Consider the following 16558-nt stretch of genomic DNA (forward strand, 5'->3'; position numbering starts at 1 on the left):
GTTTCCCATGCCAGCGGAGAATCAGCGGCGAACCTTCTGGGCGAACAGGCCCTGCGGGCGCATCATCAGGATGACGATGACCGCCAGCAGCACGAAGACCTTCGCCAGCACACCGGTCAGGAAGAACTCGAGGATCGACTGCGCCTGCCCGATCGCGAAGGCCGAGATCAGCGTGCCGATCAGGCTGCCCGCCCCACCGAAGACCACGACGATGAACGTGTCGACGATGTACGCGCTGCCGGCCGTCGGTGAGACGGACCCGATCGTCGTGAAGCCCGCCCCGGCGATGCCCGCGATGCCGCAGCCCAGGGCGAAGGTCACACGGTCGGTGCGCTTCGTGTTGATGCCGACGGCGCCCGCCATCGCGCGGTTCATCGTGGTCGCCCGCACGCGCAGGCCCCAGCGCGAGCGGTACAGCAGCAGGTAGACCAACAGCAGCATGCCGATCGACATGCCGAGCATCAGCAGGCCGTTCAGCGGGATGTCGATCTGCTCGGTCGGCGCCCACGAGCCCATGAGCCAGTCCGGCAGCGTCGCCGACGTCTCGCGGGCGCCGAAGAGCTGGCGGAAGCATTCCTGCATCACCATGCTCACGCCCCACGTCGCCAGCAGCGTGTCGAGCGGGCGGTTGTAGAGGTGGCGGATCAGCGAGAACTCAACCAGGTAGCCGACGATGAACGCCGCGACGAACGCGCCCACCACCGCCAGTGGGAAGTAGTACGGCATGAAGTCGGGGAACGATTCCATGACGAACGTCGACATGATCGCCGTCACGTACGCGCCGAGCGTCAGGAACTCACCGTGGGCCATGTTGATGACGCGCATCTGGCCGAAGATGATCGCCAGCCCCAGCGACATCAGCAGGAAGACCGAGAAGAGGCTCAGCCCCGCGAACCCCTGCATGAGGAAGATCGCCTTGTACTCATCCCAGCTCGTCTGCGCGAGCATTGGGAGCATCATGTGCATCATCGCGAACTCCGGGTTGGGATTGCCGAATGCCGATTGCCAAATGTCGAGTGAAAAGCGAGCGCCCAAGCATTGCCTTTCATTCGGCAATCGGCATTCGGCATTCGGCAATCCCGCCTGCCCCCTCTCCCGGCGCGTGCCGGGAGAGGGCAGCGGCGGTCACGGCTTACTGATACCCCTTCGGGAACGGGTTCGGCTCGATCAGGTCGGCCGACTCGGCGATCAGCTTGAACTGACCGTCCGCCTGCATCTCACCAATGCGGGCCTTCGACCACAGGTGATGGTTCTCGTGGATGCGCACGTACCCCTCGGGCGCTTCCTTGAACTCCACCCCGGTCGACGCGGCGGCGATCTTGTCGACGTCGAAGCTGCCGGCCTTCTCGACCGTCAACTTCCACAGCCACGGCCCCAGGTACGCGGCCTGCGTCACGTCGCCGATGACCGCGTCCTTGCCCCATCGGGCCTTGAAGGCCTCGACGAACTTCTTGTTGTTCTCGTTGTCCAGGCTTTGGAAGTACTTCATGCAGGCGTAGAAGCCCTTCACGTTCTCGCCACCGATGCCGAGAATCTCGTCCTCGGTCGTCGAGATCGTCAGCAGGATCTGGTTCTTCCTGGCCAGCGACTCACCGGTGATGCCTGCGGCCTTCAGCTGCTTGTACCAGCTGACGTTCGAGCCACCGACGACGATCGAGTAGATGCAGTCGGGCTTGGCCAGCTTCACCTTGTTGATCAGCGAGCCGAAGTTCGTGTGGCCGAGCGGGTAGTATTCCTCGCCCACCACCTTGCACCCCTGCAGGAAACGCTCGATGTGGATGCGGGCGATCTTGTTGCTGGTGCGCGGCCAGATGTAGTCCGAGCCGATCAGGAAGAACGTCTTGGAACCCTTCTCCTTGTGGGCCCAATCCAAGCCGTAAATGATCTGCTGCGTGGCCTCCTGACCGGTGTAGATCACGTTCTTCGAGGCCTCCAGGCCCTCGTAGAACGTGGGGTAGTACAGCATGCCGTTCTCCTTCTCGAAGATCGGCAGCACGGCCTTGCGGCTGGCGCTGGTCCAGCAACCGAAGACGGTCGCGACCTTGTCGTTGATCAGCAGCTTCTTGGCCTTCTCGGCGAACGTCGGCCAGTCGCTGGCGCCGTCCTCCTGAATGATCTTGATCTGCCGGCCCAGCACGCCACCCGCGGCGTTGATCTGCTCGATCGCCAGTTGCTCGGCCCAGACCGACCCGGTCTCGCTGATCGCCATCGTGCCGGTGGTCGAGTGCAGCTGACCGACGGTCACTTCCGTATCGGTGATCGCCAGACCGGTGGTGTTCACCTCGGCGGTCGGCATCATCTGGGCCGTGGCCGACATCGGCGCGATCGCCAACGTCGCCGCGAGCACGGCCTTTCCGTAGTGGTTGGTCGCCCAGCGGGCGACGCAGTCTTTGAGTGCGGACGTAAAACGCATGCGGATCTCCCTAAGAAGGAATGGAACGAGAAGAACGTTTCTACCGATTACATTTGAAACGACGGCGTCGGGAAGACTTCGTCGAAACTGCACACGATCAATGCCCGTCAGCGTGCGGTAACAAGTGGTGCCCGCAGGTCCCATCACAAACGCCGTACCAGCATCGATAGCCGTCCCGCGATCGGGCGATTTGCAAAGTCGTCGCCGTCGCGCCGTTGCGCCAAATCGACCGATTTCTCGCGGCGATGCAGACGATCTTCGTGCGTCGCCTGGCGATGCGACGATCGATGGTTGCTGCCCCGCGCGCGCGATCCCAACATCACGACGTAAACGAACAACGCTTAAGCAGAACCTACGGCACCGCTTATTCTGTGCGCGGGGTCGCCCTGCTCCTGAGCAACCACGCAACGGCACGCGACGAAACGAGATCGCTGCATGCGTGCGCACCGAACGCACGGCGGCACGCGGCGCGTCGGTGGTTTCTCATCACATATAGCCATCGCCACGCGTCCGCCCCTCGCGTCGCCGTTAGCGGCACGCGCGCCGCTGCGCTCACCCATCGTGTTCAATCACGGCTGCTCAGCTCGCGGCACTGGCTTTGCAATGTTGCGCCTCGCTGGTCCGTGACCGGTGCGTTGTCGGGAAGCACGCGCTCGTCCTCACCACGGTCAACAACCCGTGTGGCCGCTATGGGCAGTGGCGCCGTTGTCGTGCGAACCTCCAAACCGTTGAAAGGCGATTCATGAAGACACTGATCAAGATCGATGTCAGCACCCCACCCGAGAAGCAGGACGTCCTGCACAACCGCTGGCATCCAGACATCCCGATCGTCGAATGGGTGAACCCCGGCGACGAGTTCCGCATCGAGTGCGTCGACTGGACCGGTGGGCAGATCAAGGACGACGACTCGGCGACCGACATCAAGGTCGTCGACCTCTCCAAGGTCCACTACCTCACCGGGCCGGTCGGTGTGCGTGGGGCTGAGCCGGGCGACCTGCTCGTCGTCGACCTGCTGGACGTCGGCGTGCTGCCGGACTCGCAGTGGGGCTTCACCGGCATCTTCGACAAGAAGAACGGCGGCGGCTTCCTCGACGAGCACTACCCCGACGCGCGCAAGGCCTGCTGGAACTTCAGCGGCATCTACGCCAACTCGCGCCACATCCCGAAGGTGGAGTTCGCCGGCATCATGCACCCGGGCCTCATCGGTTGCCTGCCGTCGCACGCCGAGTTGGCCAAGTGGAACAAGCGCGAGAAGGAACTGTACGACACGAACCCCACGCGCGTGCCCGCGCTCGCCACGCTCCCCTACGCCGAGACCGCCCACATGGGCCGCCTGCAAGGCGACGCCCGGAAGAAGGCGGCGCTCGAAGGCGCCCGCACCGTGCCGCCGCGCGAGCATGGCGGCAACTGCGACATCAAGAACCTCACGCGCGGCTCGAAGGTCTACTTCCCCGTCTATCAGTCCGGCGGTGGCCTGTCGATGGGCGACCTCCACTTCTCGCAAGGCGACGGTGAGATCACCTTCTGCGGCGCCATCGAGATGGCCGGCTATCTCGACCTTCGCGTAAACGTCATCAAGGGAGGCATGGCCAAGTACGGCATCCTCAACCCCATCTTTGAACTGAGCTCGCTACAGCCAAGCTATTCGAACTATCTGGTGTTCGAGGGCATCTCCGTCGACGAGAAGGGCAAGCAGTACTACCTGGACCCGCACGTCGCCTACCGCCAGGCTTGCCTGAACGCCATCAACTACCTGAAGAAGTTCGGCTACACCGGCGAACAGGTCTACGCGATCCTGGGCACGGCACCGGTCGAGGGCCGCATCAGCGGCATCGTCGACATTCCCAATGCGTGCGCGACGTTGGCGATCCCCACGGAGATCTTCAAGTTCGACGTCAGACCGAACGCCGAGGGGCCGATCAAGATGCTGGACGGTTCGGTCGACCTGGCGAAGGCGGATTAATCTCTGTCGCAATCGACGGCACTCTCGTCATCCTGAGGTACTGTGAAGGATCTCTTCTCTTGTACTTGAGACGAAGGAGATCGCTCGGCGTACCTCAGGATGACGGAACCGTCATGTACCAACGCGTGCGATGCACGAGAACGTCGATATTCGTGTTGTTCCCGGAGTTTTCTTATGCCCCTGTACGAGTACGAATGCGAATCCTGCGGCTGCTTCGAACTGTTCCGCCCCATCAGTCAGGCAAGCCGGTCGGCAACGTGCCCGGCGTGCGAAGAATCAGCGGCCCGTGTATGGACGGCGCCGGCGGTGCGATCGATGTCGCCGTTGGGTCGGCAGGCGGCCGAGCGGAACGAGAAGAGCAGCCATTCACCGCACGTTTGTAGGACGGGGTGCGGTTGCAATGGTCGCAAGAAGAAGCCGGCCACCAGCACCGCGGTGCTGGAGAAGACGGGTCGCCAGCAACGGCAGGTTTACAAAGGTGCTCGACCGTGGGTGATCGAGCACTAGAACGCTTCACGTTTAGCCGCTAGCTTGCTCGCGAGTGAATACGGGTTGTATTGCGAGCAAGCACGCGGCTAAACGGCGCAAACCAATTCCCTTCGGCACTTCTTCCGTCGCCGCGGAAGAGGCGGCCTCCCACCTCTACGGTTACGTTGCGCTTATCGCATCGAGATGCGCAACAAGTCGCGCGGCCGCCTCCGATCCCTGTCTGACGCAGTCCGGCACGCCAACCCCGCGATAGGCACAACCCGCCAAGGCCACGCCGTTCGGAAGTCCGGCTTCGGCGGCGGCGACGCGGTCGAGGTGGCCGAGTTCGTATTGCGGGTAACCGTCCGGCCAGCGGTAGACACGGGTGAACTCCGGCGCCGCCCGCACGCCGAGCGAGCCCGCAAGTTCTTCGCGGGCCATGGTGATGATTGCATCGTCCGGCTGTGTCAGCATCGGCCGGGTGTTGGGGCCACCGAAGAAGACGCGGATGAGCGCATGCGTCTGCGGCGCTCGGCCGATCCACTTCGAACTGGACCACATCATGCCGTCTATTCGTCGGCCTTCGTTGCGTGGGATGACGACGCCGTACCCATCCAGCGCGTGCGGCACGTCCTCCCGGCGGTACGCGAGGTACGCCGTGCCGATGCCGGAATGGCCAAACGCCTTCAGCACGTCCGCCGCTTCCGGTGCGACGCTCGCCAGCACCTTCGCCGCGACCGCTGCGGGCGTGGCGATGATCACACCGTCGCATTCGATCGGCTCACCATTCACGATGCGCACGCGGTAACCGCCCGATGATCGTTCGATCGCTTCAACGGCGGTGTTCACTCGCACCACGCCGTTCAACCGCGATGCGAGGGCGTCGACCAACTCCTGCGTGCCGTTCGGAAACGAGAAGAACGGCGGATCGGTTGACGCTGTTGCGCTGTCGGCCTGCTTGGCGCGCACGGCGCGAATTAAGCTCCCGTGTTCGCGCTCCATCGCGGGGAACTGCGGGAAGGTGGCTTGGATGCTTTGCCGTTCGGGGTCGCCATTGAACACGCCGGCGAGCATGGGGGCCGCGACCTTGTCGAGCATCTCTTGGCCAAGCCGTCTGCGGATGAAGTTTGCGAGCGTTTCATCGGCGGTAGCCGTGCGCCGCGGGATGGTCAGATCCATCGCGGCCCGCAGCTTGCCCCACGGTGTGAAGAGCGGCGACCGCAGGAAGGGTCCCCACCGGCTCGGCACCAGCAGCGACAGCCCAGCGGGCAACGGCACGGGCTTTCCGTGATGCAGAACGTACGTCCCGACCGCCCGCTTCGTCACGCCCAGCACGCGGTCGGCCAAGCCCAGTTCTTTCGCCAGCGCCAGCGCCCACGGCTTGCGCGTGAGCATCGCGTCAGCGCCCATTTCCATCACGAAGCCGTCATGCTGTTCGGTCAGCAGCTTCCCACCCAATCGGGCGGATGCTTCCAGCAGCGTGTATTCGACGCCCGCGTTCTGCAGTCGCCATGCCGCCGTCAGACCTGTAATGCCACCGCCGATGATGACGACCCGGCGAGCGTTAGCGGGCGGTGTGTTCATGGACGAACTCCACCAGCCGACGGACGTTGTCCACCGGTGTGCCGGGCAGGATACCGTGACCCAGGTTGAAGATGTGCCCCGGCCGGCCGGCGACCTGATCGAGGATGATGCGTGCACGCGATTTCAGCTCGTCCCACGGCGCAAAGAGCGCGATGGGGTCGAGGTTGCCCTGCACCGCCCGATCGTGCCCGATGCGCTGCCACGCGACGTTCAGGTCGATCGCCCAATCCACGCCAATCACGTCGCCGCCGGCATCGCGAATGTGCTCCAGCAGGCCGTTGGTGCCAACGCCGAAGTGAATCACCGGCACGCCGCCTTCGCGCGCCTTGGCGATCGCGCGCTGGCTATACGGCATCACGTGCGTGCGATAGTCGTCGGGCGACAGGCAACCCACCCACGAATCGAACATTTGCAGCGCTTGCGCCCCCGCCCGCGCCTGGGCCAGCAGGTACTCGCCGATCACGTCGGCCAGTTTGCCCATCAGCTCGTGCCACGCTGTAGGGTCGGCCATCATCATGCTCTTGGCGAGCTTGTAGTTCTTGCTGCCCTTGCCCTCGATCGCGTACGCCGCCAGCGTGAAGGGCGCACCACTGAAGCCGATCAGCGGAATGCCGCGCGGCTGCAGTTCCTTCGTCACCAGCCCGATCGCCTTCAGCACGTACGGCAGGCTTTCCTCAGGGGTGGTCACGCGCAGGCGCTTCACGTCATCGGCACTGCGCAGTGGGTTGAAGATCTGCGGGCCCTCGCCGTCCACGAAATCCAGGTTCAGCCCCATGCCTTCCAGCACCGGCAGGATGTCGGAGAAGATGATGGCCGCGTCGAGCGAGAACGCGTCGATCGGCTGCATCGTCACTTCCAGCACCAGCTCAGGCGTGCGGATGACGTCGAGCATCGAATGCTTGGCGCGGATCGCCCGATACTCCGGCATGTACCGGCCGGCCTGGCGCATGAGCCAGACAGGTGTCGCATCGGTCGGCAAGCGACGACAGGCGCGAAGGAAACGGCTAGTGGGTTCGGGAGCGGTCATGGGTTCGGTCATCCTGCGGAAGCTAGCCTTTCGCTACGGCTGGCAGTATCGCAGCGGCGCCGCGAGCACGGGCATCACGGGCAGCGGTGGCACCCAGGTCGCGCGCATCGTTGAGCGATGCGACGTGCCCCTCGACGACGACGTCGACCTGCGTGGACGCATCGACGGCCGTTACACGGCCAAGCAGTCGCATCAAGCCGTTGTCGATCGTCGCATGGGCCGCCACGGGAACCGCGCACCCGCCACCGAAGCTGGCGAGCAGTGCGCGCTCGGCGGTCACGCACAGTTCAGACGTCGCGTCGTTCAACGGAGCCAACAGCGCAAGCGAATCGGTCTCGTCTCGACACTGAATGCCCAACGCCGCCTGCCCGGGGGCGGGCAGCAGTTGGATGATGGGGAGGCGCTCGGCGATCACGCTTTGCATGTTCAAGCGATCCAGGCCAGCGCAGGCGAGCAGGATCGCGTCGTACTCGCGCAGTTCCAGCGTCTTACGCACGCGCGTGTCGACGTTGCCACGGACGTCGCGCACCTGCAGGTCGGGCCGCAGGCGGCGCAGTTGTGCGATCCGGCGGAGGCTGCTCGTGCCGACGATGGCGCCGTGGGGCAACTGCGACAGTGGAACGTGGCCGTGGCTTACCAGCGCGTCGCGCGCATCGGCACGAGGCGGCACGGCACCGATCACGAGGCCCTTTGGGTTCTCTGTGGGCAGGTCCTTCAGGCTGTGGACTGCCACGTCGATTCGTCCATCGCGGAGCGCGGCCTCAAGTTCTTCGGTAAAGACACCCTTGCCGCCGATCAGGGGCAACGGCTTGTCCAGCACGCGGTCGCCTTGCGTGCTGATGACGACGATCTCGACGTGCAAGCCCGGCGACGCGGCACGCAGCAGGCCAGCGACGTGGTCTGCCTGCCACCGCGCCAGCGCGGAACCGCGCGTGCCGATGCGGACGACGGATCGGCTACTCATGATGCTCGCACTTGGAATGGAGGCACTTCGGAAGGTCGCACGATGCGGGCAGGTCGAACATCTCGCAGACCAGCGGCGCGATCTGCGGGCCGCTGGTCGAGCGCAGCGCCACGGTCGGCCCGTGCAGCACCTTCGATGCAATGCGATGCGCCATCTGTTCGAACGCCGCCCGCGTTTGATCGTCCAAGTTCGGCATCTGCGACAGCGTGCGTTCGAGTTCCGATCCAACGACCGATTCCACCTTCTGCCGCAGGCTGGCGATGACCGGTGACAGGTGGGCAGAACGCAGCTGTTCAAGCAGGCGTTCCATCTCGTCGGCCAGCAAAGTCTCGACGGCGGCCACTTCGCGCTGACGGTGGATGCGGTGTTGCTCGACGACCTGCTGCAGATCGTCCACGTCGAACAGTTCCACGCCGACGATGGAGGTCACGTCACGATCGATGTTGCGCGGCATGCCGAGGTCGATCAGCGTCACACCCTCAGTACCGTGGCGCTCGCTGAGCAGCATGCGGTTGATGATCGGCGTGGCCGACGACGTGGCGGCGATCACGACGTCGCTGGTCGCCAGCGCATCCCGCAGGTTGTTCCACGCGACCGCGCGCAGGCCGTGCTCGGTCGCCAGCAGTTGGGCTCGGTTGGGCGTGCGGTTGACGATGCGGATGTCGCCGCCGTCGTGGCAGCGAAGGGCCGACAGCGCCAGTCGTGCCATCTCACCAGCGCCAACGATCAGGATGCGCGCCTTGTCGAACGTCGGCCGCGATGCCTTGGCGAGCATGACGCCGGCGTGGCTGATCGACAGCGTGTGCCGGCCGATGCCCGTCTCGGTGCGGGCCCGCTTGCCGGCACACACCGCGCCGTTGAACACGCGCGACAGCACCGGGCCGGCGGTTCCGGCATTTTGGCTGCGTTCGAAGGCGTCGGCGACCTGTCCTAGAATTTGCGATTCACCCAGCACGAGCGATTCGAGCCCCGCAGCGACGCGCATCAGGTGCAGCGCGGCGTCCTGCCCGCCCGCGACGTACAGGTGCGGCCGCAGGGCGTCGATCGTCAGCCCGCATCGCGCGGCGAAATGGGTGATCACGGCTTCAGCCCCGGCGGTGCCACCGGTGCCGTAGACCTCGATGCGGTTGCAGGTGAACAGCACCGCCGCCTCGGGCAGGCCCAGGGCACGCAGGCCGATCAATAGCAGTTCGACCTGTTCCGTAAAGAACCGCTCGCGCAGGCCGACCTCGGCGGTGTGGTGGTTCAGGCCGACGAGGAAAAGGCCAGCAAGGCCGGTGGCGTGGGGCGCGGCAATGGTGGCCTCACCGTGGGGATGACCAGCGTTGATGGGCGCCGTCACCGGCGTAATGCCCGCTGCCGCGGGTTGGCCGTGCAGAAAGGGGCATGCGCCGGCGGTGCTGGCGATCTCGTTCTTTGGTAGCTGGAAGGCGCACATCGTCTTTGCGTTGTCCTCGTCTCGTCGCTCGGCCTGCGTCGTGTGGGTCGAGTTCCGTTTTGCGCTTCGATCCTTCGTACTTCAGTCGCACAAGGCACTTGCCACCGAAGCGGCAAGCCTGATCCTCAGGCGCGAACCACTATACAGCAGTTGGCCGGGCACACATCATGACTTGGGCCGCGTGCGCCAAGGAACGGGCGATCTCCATCGGTCATCCGCTCGACGATCAGCTCGCGAATCATCGCCACGAATCGCGGATGCGTGCCGACCGTTTTGGCGCGCACCAAGGTCATGCCGAGCTCGGCCGCGAGGTCTTTGGCCTCGGTGTCCAGATCGTACAGGACTTCCATGTGATCGGAAACGAACCCGACCGGTGAGATCACCACATCGCGCACGCCGCGCTCGTGCAGCGAGCGCAGATGGTCGAGGATGTCCGGTTCCAGCCAGGGCTGCGTCGGTGGGCCACTGCGGCTCTGGTAAACGAGCTGCCAGTTACCCGTACCGACCTCGCCGGCGATCAGGCCGCAGGTATCGGTGAGCTGCGCCTCGTACATGCTGCCCTTGGCCATCGCCATCGGAATGCTATGGGCGGTGAAGGCGATGTGGGCAGCCGCATGGCGGTCGGTGGGGATCTCGTTTAGCGCCTCACGGACCAGTTCGGCGTTCGTTTCGACGAATCCCGGATGGTTGTAGAACTTGCGCAGCAGGCTGACCTGTGGCACGCCTTCACCGACCTCTTCCTGGGCCTTGGCGATGTTCTCACGGTACTGGCGGCAGCCGGAGTACGAACTGTACGCCGAAGTGAAGAACGCCAGCGCATGGCGGATGCCGTCCTGCTTCATCTGCCGGAGCGTGTCGGGCAACATGGGGTGCCAGTTGCGGTTGCCCCAGTAGATCGGCAGGCTGATGTCGTTGGCATCCAGTTCCTGTCGAAGCGCCGCGATCAGCGCGCGATTCTGACCGTTCAGCGGACTCACGCCGCCGAACTGCTCGTAGTGATGCGACACTTCGATCATGCGCTCGCGCGGCACGTTGCGGCCGCGCAGCACGTTCTCCAGGAACGGCATCACGTCGTCCATGCCTTCGGGACCACCGAAGGAGACGATCAGGATCGCATCGTAGTCAGACGTCATACCTCAACCTTAGGCGTTTAGCCGCGGGCTTGCCCGCGATTGATTTCAAAAGAAGCGCGAGCAATCTCGCGGCTAAACGGGTCAGCGCGTGGATACGGGAACTGGGACAGTCGTCGGTTCAGGGGTGCCAACGTGGATCGTCCCGTCGCGTACCTCAACTTGGTAGGCAACCACCGGCGCGGTCGCGATGCCGTCGACGACCTTGCCGGTCTTCAGGTCAAACTTCGCGTAGTGCCACGGGCAGGTGACGCTGCAGTCGCTCGCGTCCACCGCACCCTCGCTCAGTGGGCCGCGGGCGTGCGAACAGCGGTTGTTGATGGCGTAAAAACTGCCGGCGACGTTGAACACTGAGACCGGCTGGCCAGCGAGGTAAACGACCTTCGTTGCCCCCTCCGCCAGTTCGGTCGCGGGGCACACCACCGTCCATTCCACCTCGGTCGTCTTGCTCTTCGGTCGGGCGATCTTGGGACCGCCGAGCGCGTCGAGCGCCTCTTCCAGTCCCATGTTGATGCACGAGTACAGCGGCGTGTCGCGTAGCGTGTAAAGGCTGGCATCCGTCTCGCGCAGGTCCTGCACCAGATCGAGAAAGTCAGCGGGCTCGTCGGTCTCGAAGCCCAGCACGAACTCCTGGTCGTCCAAGCCGAACGAATAGGTGGTGTTCAGCTTCACCGACGCGTACTTGCGCCCCACGCGGATGTGCTCATCCATCATCCGCTGTCGCTCTTCCATCGGCGACTTGTACCACTGGCGGGTCTTCAGGAACGGGTAGACGAACAGGTACTTCGCCTCGCTCGGCGAGATGATCAGGCGTTCCTCGTCCTCGCCGGGGATCTCCTTGATCTCGTAGATCGACCGCTTCGTCTGCGACAGGTACGAGATGACCATCGTCAGATAGCTGCCCATCGGCGTGGCCTGGATGGCGGTGGCGAGCTCCTGGAACGGTTCGATGCTCTCGGCGATCTGCCAGAGCAGCAGTTCGACGTCGGCGCGGGTGCCCATCAAGCTGTATGGCCGAAGCAGCATCCGGCGGTTGAAGCGCTCGATCGTGCTGTACAACTCGCGCTTCTGCTCGGCCTGCACGTCGCCCGGCAAGCGCCGCCAGGCGGGGTCGATCCTGTAGAACGCAAAGCGAACGTACTGCCGTTTCGTCGGCTTCGCCGGCGCTCCGGTCGGTGGCCCGCCAGTGGGTGGCCCCCCGGGGCGACCGGGATATCCTCGGTTGGTTGCGCTGCTCATGTCAGACGAATAATAGTGGAGTCGCCCAGTCCCACAAAGTGGCGAAACTATTGAAAGACGTTTGGGTTGCGTGTCCTTCTCCTAAGACACCGTGTGATTCAGCATGCATGGCAACACTTTTTCCAATCGCTCTTGCAAGTGAGATTCATTCTCATATGATGCCGCCGCATTAGGTGTGCGCCGTGGCGCTGCGCCTGACCTCGCACCGGTCAATCCAGCGACCGCGCTTTGCGAGGCTACCGAACCTGCTGGGGAAGGACGCATCGCCGTGGGATTGAATCGCTCCGTCACTCGTCGTGAACCGACCGCCGGCTTCACGCTGGTCGAACTGCTCGTGGTCATCGGCATCATCGCGCTGCTGATCGGCATCTTGATGCCCAGCCTCAGCCGAGCCCGCGACTCGGCGACATCGCTGAAGAACCTGAGCAACCTGCGGCAGTTGGGCGTAGGCCTGGAGTTCTACAAGAACGAGAACAAGGGCTGGTACCCGCCGGCCAGCACGGAGATCATCCCAAAGCTGCGATGGGCCGACTCGATCTACCCTTACATGCAGACGCAGGCGGTCTACGTGAGTCCGTGGCTCGACGACACAGACATGGCCCGCATGAAGGCACCTTGGGCGCACACGGTTGATCCGATTACCGGGTTCAACCTGCCGACCACGGAATTCTTCGGTGGGTATGGGTACAACTACCACTACCTTGGCAACGGGCGCACGTTGGGCGGCACGGTTCGCCCGTACTACGCTAATGCGAAGTCGGTGAAGGCGTCTGCCCAGACCGTCGCGCTCGCGGATACGAACGGTACGAAGAACGGGGGTGCGGTGTGGACGAGCGCCGGCGTGTACGCGATCGATCCACCGTTAATGTCGATGAACCTCGGCTCGGGTGGGAGCCGCCGGACGGACGCGACGACCGGTCCCGGCAACTACGGTTACTCGGGTGGCAACGACGGTGACGCCACCCGCCGCGCCACGCCCGCGCAGCGAAACTACCGCAACTCGAAGGTCGCCGTCGTCTTCTGCGACGGGCACGCCGAAGCGATGACGCTCAAGGAGATGGACGACTACGACAAGGACGGCACCCCCGACAACGGTTACTGGAACGGCCGGGCCGATCCCAGTGTGCGCTAAGCGTCACCTATTGAAAATCGGCGGGCCCCGCGACACAGTGCGGGGCGCGCTTTCTTCGTTTTAATTAAGGCACCCCTCATCATGCTCAAACGAATCGCTTCCGCGTTGCTCGTCGTCGGCGCAATGACCTCCGCGGCCTTTGCCCAGGACCCCAAGGACCTGGTCTTCATCTTCCAGAAGCAAAAGGACCCGGCCAAGATCCAATCTGATGCCGACAAAGTCGCGGCCTTCGTAAGCAAGGAAGTCGGCCTGCCGGTGAAGGCAGTTGTCCCGGGCGATTACTCGGCGTCCGTTCAGGCGCTGGTGAGCAAGAACGCCGACTTCGCGTACGTCAGCTCGTTGCCCTTCCTGCTCGCCCGCCGCGATGGTGGCGCGACGCTGTTGCTGGCCGAGGTGCGCAAGGGGGCCGACGGCGTCGAGCGGACGAACTACAACTCGATCATCGTCGTGCCGAAGGACAGCCCACTGAAATCGGTCTCCGACCTCGTGAAGAACGCCAAGGATCTGCGCATGGTCTTCACCAGCCCCACCAGCACCAGCGGTTACATCATGGCGTACTCGCGCCTGGTGAACGAGGGGCTGCTCAAGCCGCGGCAGGACCCGCGCGAGGTGTTCGAGAGCGTAGCCTTCGGTGGTGGCTATACGCAGGCGCTCGAACAACTGCTGGCCGACCGCGGTGACGTGGCGGCCGTCAGTGATTATGTGCTGGAAGGGCCGCGCGTCGACGCCTACCTGAAGCCCGAGCAGCGCGAGCAACTTCGCATCCTCACCCGCACGTCCGGCGTGCCGACCCACCTGATCGCCGCCCGCGCGGGCCTCAGCGACGAGCTGAAGAACAAGGTAAAGGCCGCGCTGCTGAAGCTCGGCCAGGAACAGCCCGAGGTGCTGGCCGACGTGTACGGCGCGACCAAGTTCGCCGAGGTGAACGAGGACGAGCACGTCGGCAAGGTGATCGAGGCGATCGACCACGTCGGCTTGGCGATCGAAGGACTGGCGAAGTAAGTTGGCCTGTCAGTCATCGTGAGGTACTCCGAAGGATCTCCCCCCGCGTATTGGTACGTAGGACGGAAGAGATCCTTTGGAGTACCTCAGGATGACGATCACTTCCTCACCGGCACTGGCGGAGAGGGACCAGACGCAACATCCCATGACCATCGCCAACCACATCCGGCCCCACTTGGAACCGCCACCCGCGCGGCCCGCGAATGTTGCGCCGATGGCGGTCGTGCTGGATAACGTGCAGGTCGTCTACGCCGGCGGCATAGCCGCGCTGCGCGGCGTTACGCTCCACGTCGCGCGTGGCGAGCACATCTCCGTCCTTGGCGCATCGGGCAGTGGCAAGACCACGCTCATGGGCCTGCTGTCCCGTCGCGTCACCGCGACGCACGGCAACGTGCGCGTGGATGGCCAGGTCGCAACGATCCACCAAGACCTGCGTTTAGTGAAACAGCGGACCGCACTGCAGAACGTGCTGCATGGCTGCATGGGCCGGCACAACCTGCTGCGCACGCTGGTGCGCTTCCCCGCTGCCGAGCGGAAGCGGGCGACCGAGCTGCTGCGGCGCGTGGGACTGTCGCATCGATTGAACTCACCCGTCGGCCGGCTGAGCGGTGGTGAACAGCAGCGCGTCGCGATCGCGCGTGCGCTCATGCAGGACCCCGCGATCCTCGTGGCCGACGAACCGGTGGCGTCGCTCGATAACGCCAACGCGCGTTCGATCATGCGACTGCTGAGCGACCTACAGAAGGAACACGGCATCACGCTCGTCACGGTGCTGCACGACTGCACGCTCGCCGAGACGTTCGCCGACCGCATTATCGGCATCGAGGCGGGCAGGATCGTGCACGACGACGTCGCGTGCGACGGTCAACTGGAGGCGCGCGACAACGTAACTTCTGGGTTGCGCGGTTTTCGCCGGTTTGAGGCCTGCCGTGCATGCGAGTCGTTCGACTCGCTGTCTCCCCTGATCGCCGATGCCAAACCCACTGTCGTAAGCCGCGCCACACCGTGGCTCTGGGCGATCGCGGCGGTCATCACGCTGGCGGCATACGCGTGGGCAATCGCGGGGCTGGAGATGGGTGGCCGGGCGGCGCAGGGGTGGCTTGAGAACGTGACGGCGTTCGCGGGGCGCATGCTGCCCAAGTCGTGGGCGCAGTTCAGGCAGATCGACTGGTGGACGCTCTGGTCCGCGATGGTCGCCACGCTGCAGATGACGCTCGTCGGCACGACGCTGGCGGTGCTGATCTCCTGGCCACTTGCGGCGCTTGCGGCCCGCAACGTCGGGCCGGGCTGGTTGCGACCGATCACCCGCTTCGGCTTAAACGCGATCCGTAGCGTGCCGTCGATCCTCTGGGCGCTGCTGTTCGTCGCCGCCGTCGGCCTGGGGGCGTTCGCCGGTGTGCTGGCGCTGGTCGCTTATTCCATCGGCTACCTGACGAAGTTCTACTACGAAGCGTTCGAGGCGGTCGACCCCGGCGCCCCGGACGCGCTGAAGGAGATCGGCGCTGGTGGCCTGCAGCGCTTTCTGCACGCCGTCTGGCCCGCCGGCCGGGCCGCGGTGCTGTCGAGCAGTTTGTTCATGCTCGAGTACAACGTGCGAGCCGCCAGCGTGTTGGGCATCGTGGGCGCAGGTGGCATCGGCTACGAGCTGAAGCTGCACGTCGACTACGGCAACTTCCACGTCGTCGGCGCGATCCTGCTGATGTTGGTCGCGCTCGTGCTCGTGCTGGATGCAATCTCCAGCCGGCTCCGGGCAAAGTTGATGGCGTAGGGGAAGTGCCGTTGACCAACGGCAGGCTGTCGTTAATTGGTCATCGGTGCTTGAACATTCACTGATGGGAAGGCCGCGCATTTCGTAATCCTGAGCGGGTGTTAAAGAACAGTGCCGCGTCCGCTCCGACCCTGGCATGGACGCCAGAGCCCATGCGTGTCGTGGGGCCGGAAGATTCGATTTTGCGCCTGCGGCTTGGTCAGCGCAGCGCCCGCAAATGACATTTCCCGTTCCAGTCCACAGGCATGGGCTCTGGCGTCCATGCCACGTGAAAGGCAAACGCGAGCATGTTCCTTAACACCCTCTGAGGTACGCCGAAGGATCTCCCCCCGTATTCAAGCGTGGAACGGAAGAGATCCTTCGGAGTACCTCAGGATGACGAGTTACGCCGTTTACGTCAGTTCATTCGGGTTTGGTCATTGGTCATTCC

Annotated in this window: 13 protein-coding genes; 5 read left to right on the forward strand and 8 right to left on the reverse strand. The window is 64.3% G+C overall.

From position 1 onward, the window contains the following. Positions 1-21: 21 nt before the first annotated feature. Both urtB and urtA read right to left on the reverse strand, forming a co-directional pair. Positions 22-969 (reverse strand): urea ABC transporter permease subunit UrtB, encoded by a 948-nt coding sequence (gene urtB, locus VGN72_00885; protein ID HEV7297892.1) that lies wholly within the window; start codon positions 967-969, stop codon positions 22-24. Positions 970-1132: 163 nt separating this feature from the next. Then, positions 1133-2413 carry an urea ABC transporter substrate-binding protein gene (gene urtA, locus VGN72_00890; protein ID HEV7297893.1) on the reverse strand — a complete coding sequence of 427 codons (1281 nt, stop codon included), beginning with the start codon at positions 2411-2413 and terminating at the stop codon, positions 1133-1135. A gap of 742 nt (positions 2414-3155) precedes the next feature. Here urtA and fmdA point away from each other — a divergent pair. Together fmdA and VGN72_00900 are read left to right on the forward strand one after the other, a co-directional pair. Continuing rightward, positions 3156-4376: a formamidase gene (gene fmdA, locus VGN72_00895; protein HEV7297894.1), complete on the forward strand. Its 1221-nt coding sequence runs from the start codon at positions 3156-3158 to the stop codon at positions 4374-4376. Positions 4377-4550: 174 nt separating this feature from the next. After that, positions 4551-4883: a zinc ribbon domain-containing protein gene (locus VGN72_00900; protein HEV7297895.1), complete on the forward strand. Its 333-nt coding sequence runs from the start codon at positions 4551-4553 to the stop codon at positions 4881-4883. A 141-nt stretch (positions 4884-5024) separates the two neighbouring features. Here VGN72_00900 and hemG read toward each other — a convergent pair whose 3' ends face one another. The 6 genes from hemG to VGN72_00930 form a co-directional block, all read right to left on the reverse strand. Continuing rightward, positions 5025-6428 carry a protoporphyrinogen oxidase gene (gene hemG / locus VGN72_00905; GenBank protein HEV7297896.1) on the reverse strand — a complete coding sequence of 468 codons (1404 nt, stop codon included), beginning with the start codon at positions 6426-6428 and terminating at the stop codon, positions 5025-5027. Then, positions 6409-7455: a uroporphyrinogen decarboxylase gene (gene hemE / locus VGN72_00910; protein HEV7297897.1), complete on the reverse strand. Its 1047-nt coding sequence runs from the start codon at positions 7453-7455 to the stop codon at positions 6409-6411. Before hemE ends, hemG begins: the two co-directional genes overlap by 20 nt. Before the next feature lie 22 nt (positions 7456-7477). Further along, on the reverse strand, positions 7478-8419 hold the full coding sequence (gene hemC / locus VGN72_00915) for a hydroxymethylbilane synthase (protein HEV7297898.1): 942 nt from the start codon (positions 8417-8419) through the stop codon (positions 7478-7480). After that, complete coding sequence (gene hemA / locus VGN72_00920; protein HEV7297899.1) at positions 8412-9857, reverse strand: glutamyl-tRNA reductase; 1446 nt, start codon at positions 9855-9857, stop codon at positions 8412-8414. The genes hemC and hemA overlap by 8 nt, the downstream gene beginning before the upstream one ends. A gap of 125 nt (positions 9858-9982) precedes the next feature. Next, positions 9983-10990 carry a ferrochelatase gene (locus tag VGN72_00925; protein HEV7297900.1) on the reverse strand — a complete coding sequence of 336 codons (1008 nt, stop codon included), beginning with the start codon at positions 10988-10990 and terminating at the stop codon, positions 9983-9985. 81 nt (positions 10991-11071) lie between these two features. Then, positions 11072-12226, reverse strand: coding sequence for a chlorite dismutase family protein (locus VGN72_00930; protein ID HEV7297901.1), 1155 nt, complete (start codon positions 12224-12226; stop codon positions 11072-11074). Positions 12227-12494: 268 nt separating this feature from the next. Here VGN72_00930 and VGN72_00935 point away from each other — a divergent pair, with 268 nt between their 5' ends. The 3 genes from VGN72_00935 (at position 12495) to phnE (ending at position 16128) form a co-directional block, all read left to right on the forward strand. Continuing rightward, the gene (locus VGN72_00935; protein ID HEV7297902.1) at positions 12495-13358 is read left to right on the forward strand and encodes a prepilin-type N-terminal cleavage/methylation domain-containing protein; all 864 of its coding nucleotides are present in this window, start codon (positions 12495-12497) and stop codon (positions 13356-13358) included. An 81-nt stretch (positions 13359-13439) separates the two neighbouring features. After that, on the forward strand, positions 13440-14360 hold the full coding sequence (gene phnD / locus VGN72_00940; GenBank protein ID HEV7297903.1) for a phosphate/phosphite/phosphonate ABC transporter substrate-binding protein: 921 nt from the start codon (positions 13440-13442) through the stop codon (positions 14358-14360). A 91-nt stretch (positions 14361-14451) separates the two neighbouring features. Continuing rightward, positions 14452-16128 (forward strand): phosphonate ABC transporter, permease protein PhnE, encoded by a 1677-nt coding sequence (phnE, locus tag VGN72_00945; GenBank protein HEV7297904.1) that lies wholly within the window; start codon positions 14452-14454, stop codon positions 16126-16128. Positions 16129-16558: the final 430 nt, after the last annotated feature.

It is taken from the genome of Tepidisphaeraceae bacterium (assembly GCA_035998445.1).
In the GTDB taxonomy this organism is placed as follows: Bacteria; Planctomycetota; Phycisphaerae; order Tepidisphaerales; family Tepidisphaeraceae; genus DASYHQ01.

What these genes read in the sequence shown, in the direction of transcription:
- hemC (HEV7297898.1), bottom strand. Translation starts at nt 8,419, where the DNA reads ATGAGTAGCCGATCCGTCGTCCGCATCGGCACGCGCGGTTCCGCGCTG.
- phnD (HEV7297903.1), top strand. Translation starts at nt 13,440, where the DNA reads ATGCTCAAACGAATCGCTTCCGCGTTGCTCGTCGTCGGCGCAATGACC.
- hemA (HEV7297899.1), bottom strand. Translation starts at nt 9,857, where the DNA reads ATGTGCGCCTTCCAGCTACCAAAGAACGAGATCGCCAGCACCGCCGGC.
- VGN72_00900 (HEV7297895.1), top strand. Translation starts at nt 4,551, where the DNA reads ATGCCCCTGTACGAGTACGAATGCGAATCCTGCGGCTGCTTCGAACTG.
- phnE (HEV7297904.1), top strand. Translation starts at nt 14,452, where the DNA reads ATGACGATCACTTCCTCACCGGCACTGGCGGAGAGGGACCAGACGCAA.
- hemG (HEV7297896.1), bottom strand. Translation starts at nt 6,428, where the DNA reads ATGAACACACCGCCCGCTAACGCTCGCCGGGTCGTCATCATCGGCGGT.
- urtB (HEV7297892.1), bottom strand. Translation starts at nt 969, where the DNA reads ATGATGCACATGATGCTCCCAATGCTCGCGCAGACGAGCTGGGATGAG.
- VGN72_00925 (HEV7297900.1), bottom strand. Translation starts at nt 10,990, where the DNA reads ATGACGTCTGACTACGATGCGATCCTGATCGTCTCCTTCGGTGGTCCC.
- fmdA (HEV7297894.1), top strand. Translation starts at nt 3,156, where the DNA reads ATGAAGACACTGATCAAGATCGATGTCAGCACCCCACCCGAGAAGCAG.
- VGN72_00930 (HEV7297901.1), bottom strand. Translation starts at nt 12,226, where the DNA reads ATGAGCAGCGCAACCAACCGAGGATATCCCGGTCGCCCCGGGGGGCCA.
- urtA (HEV7297893.1), bottom strand. Translation starts at nt 2,413, where the DNA reads ATGCGTTTTACGTCCGCACTCAAAGACTGCGTCGCCCGCTGGGCGACC.
- hemE (HEV7297897.1), bottom strand. Translation starts at nt 7,455, where the DNA reads ATGACCGCTCCCGAACCCACTAGCCGTTTCCTTCGCGCCTGTCGTCGC.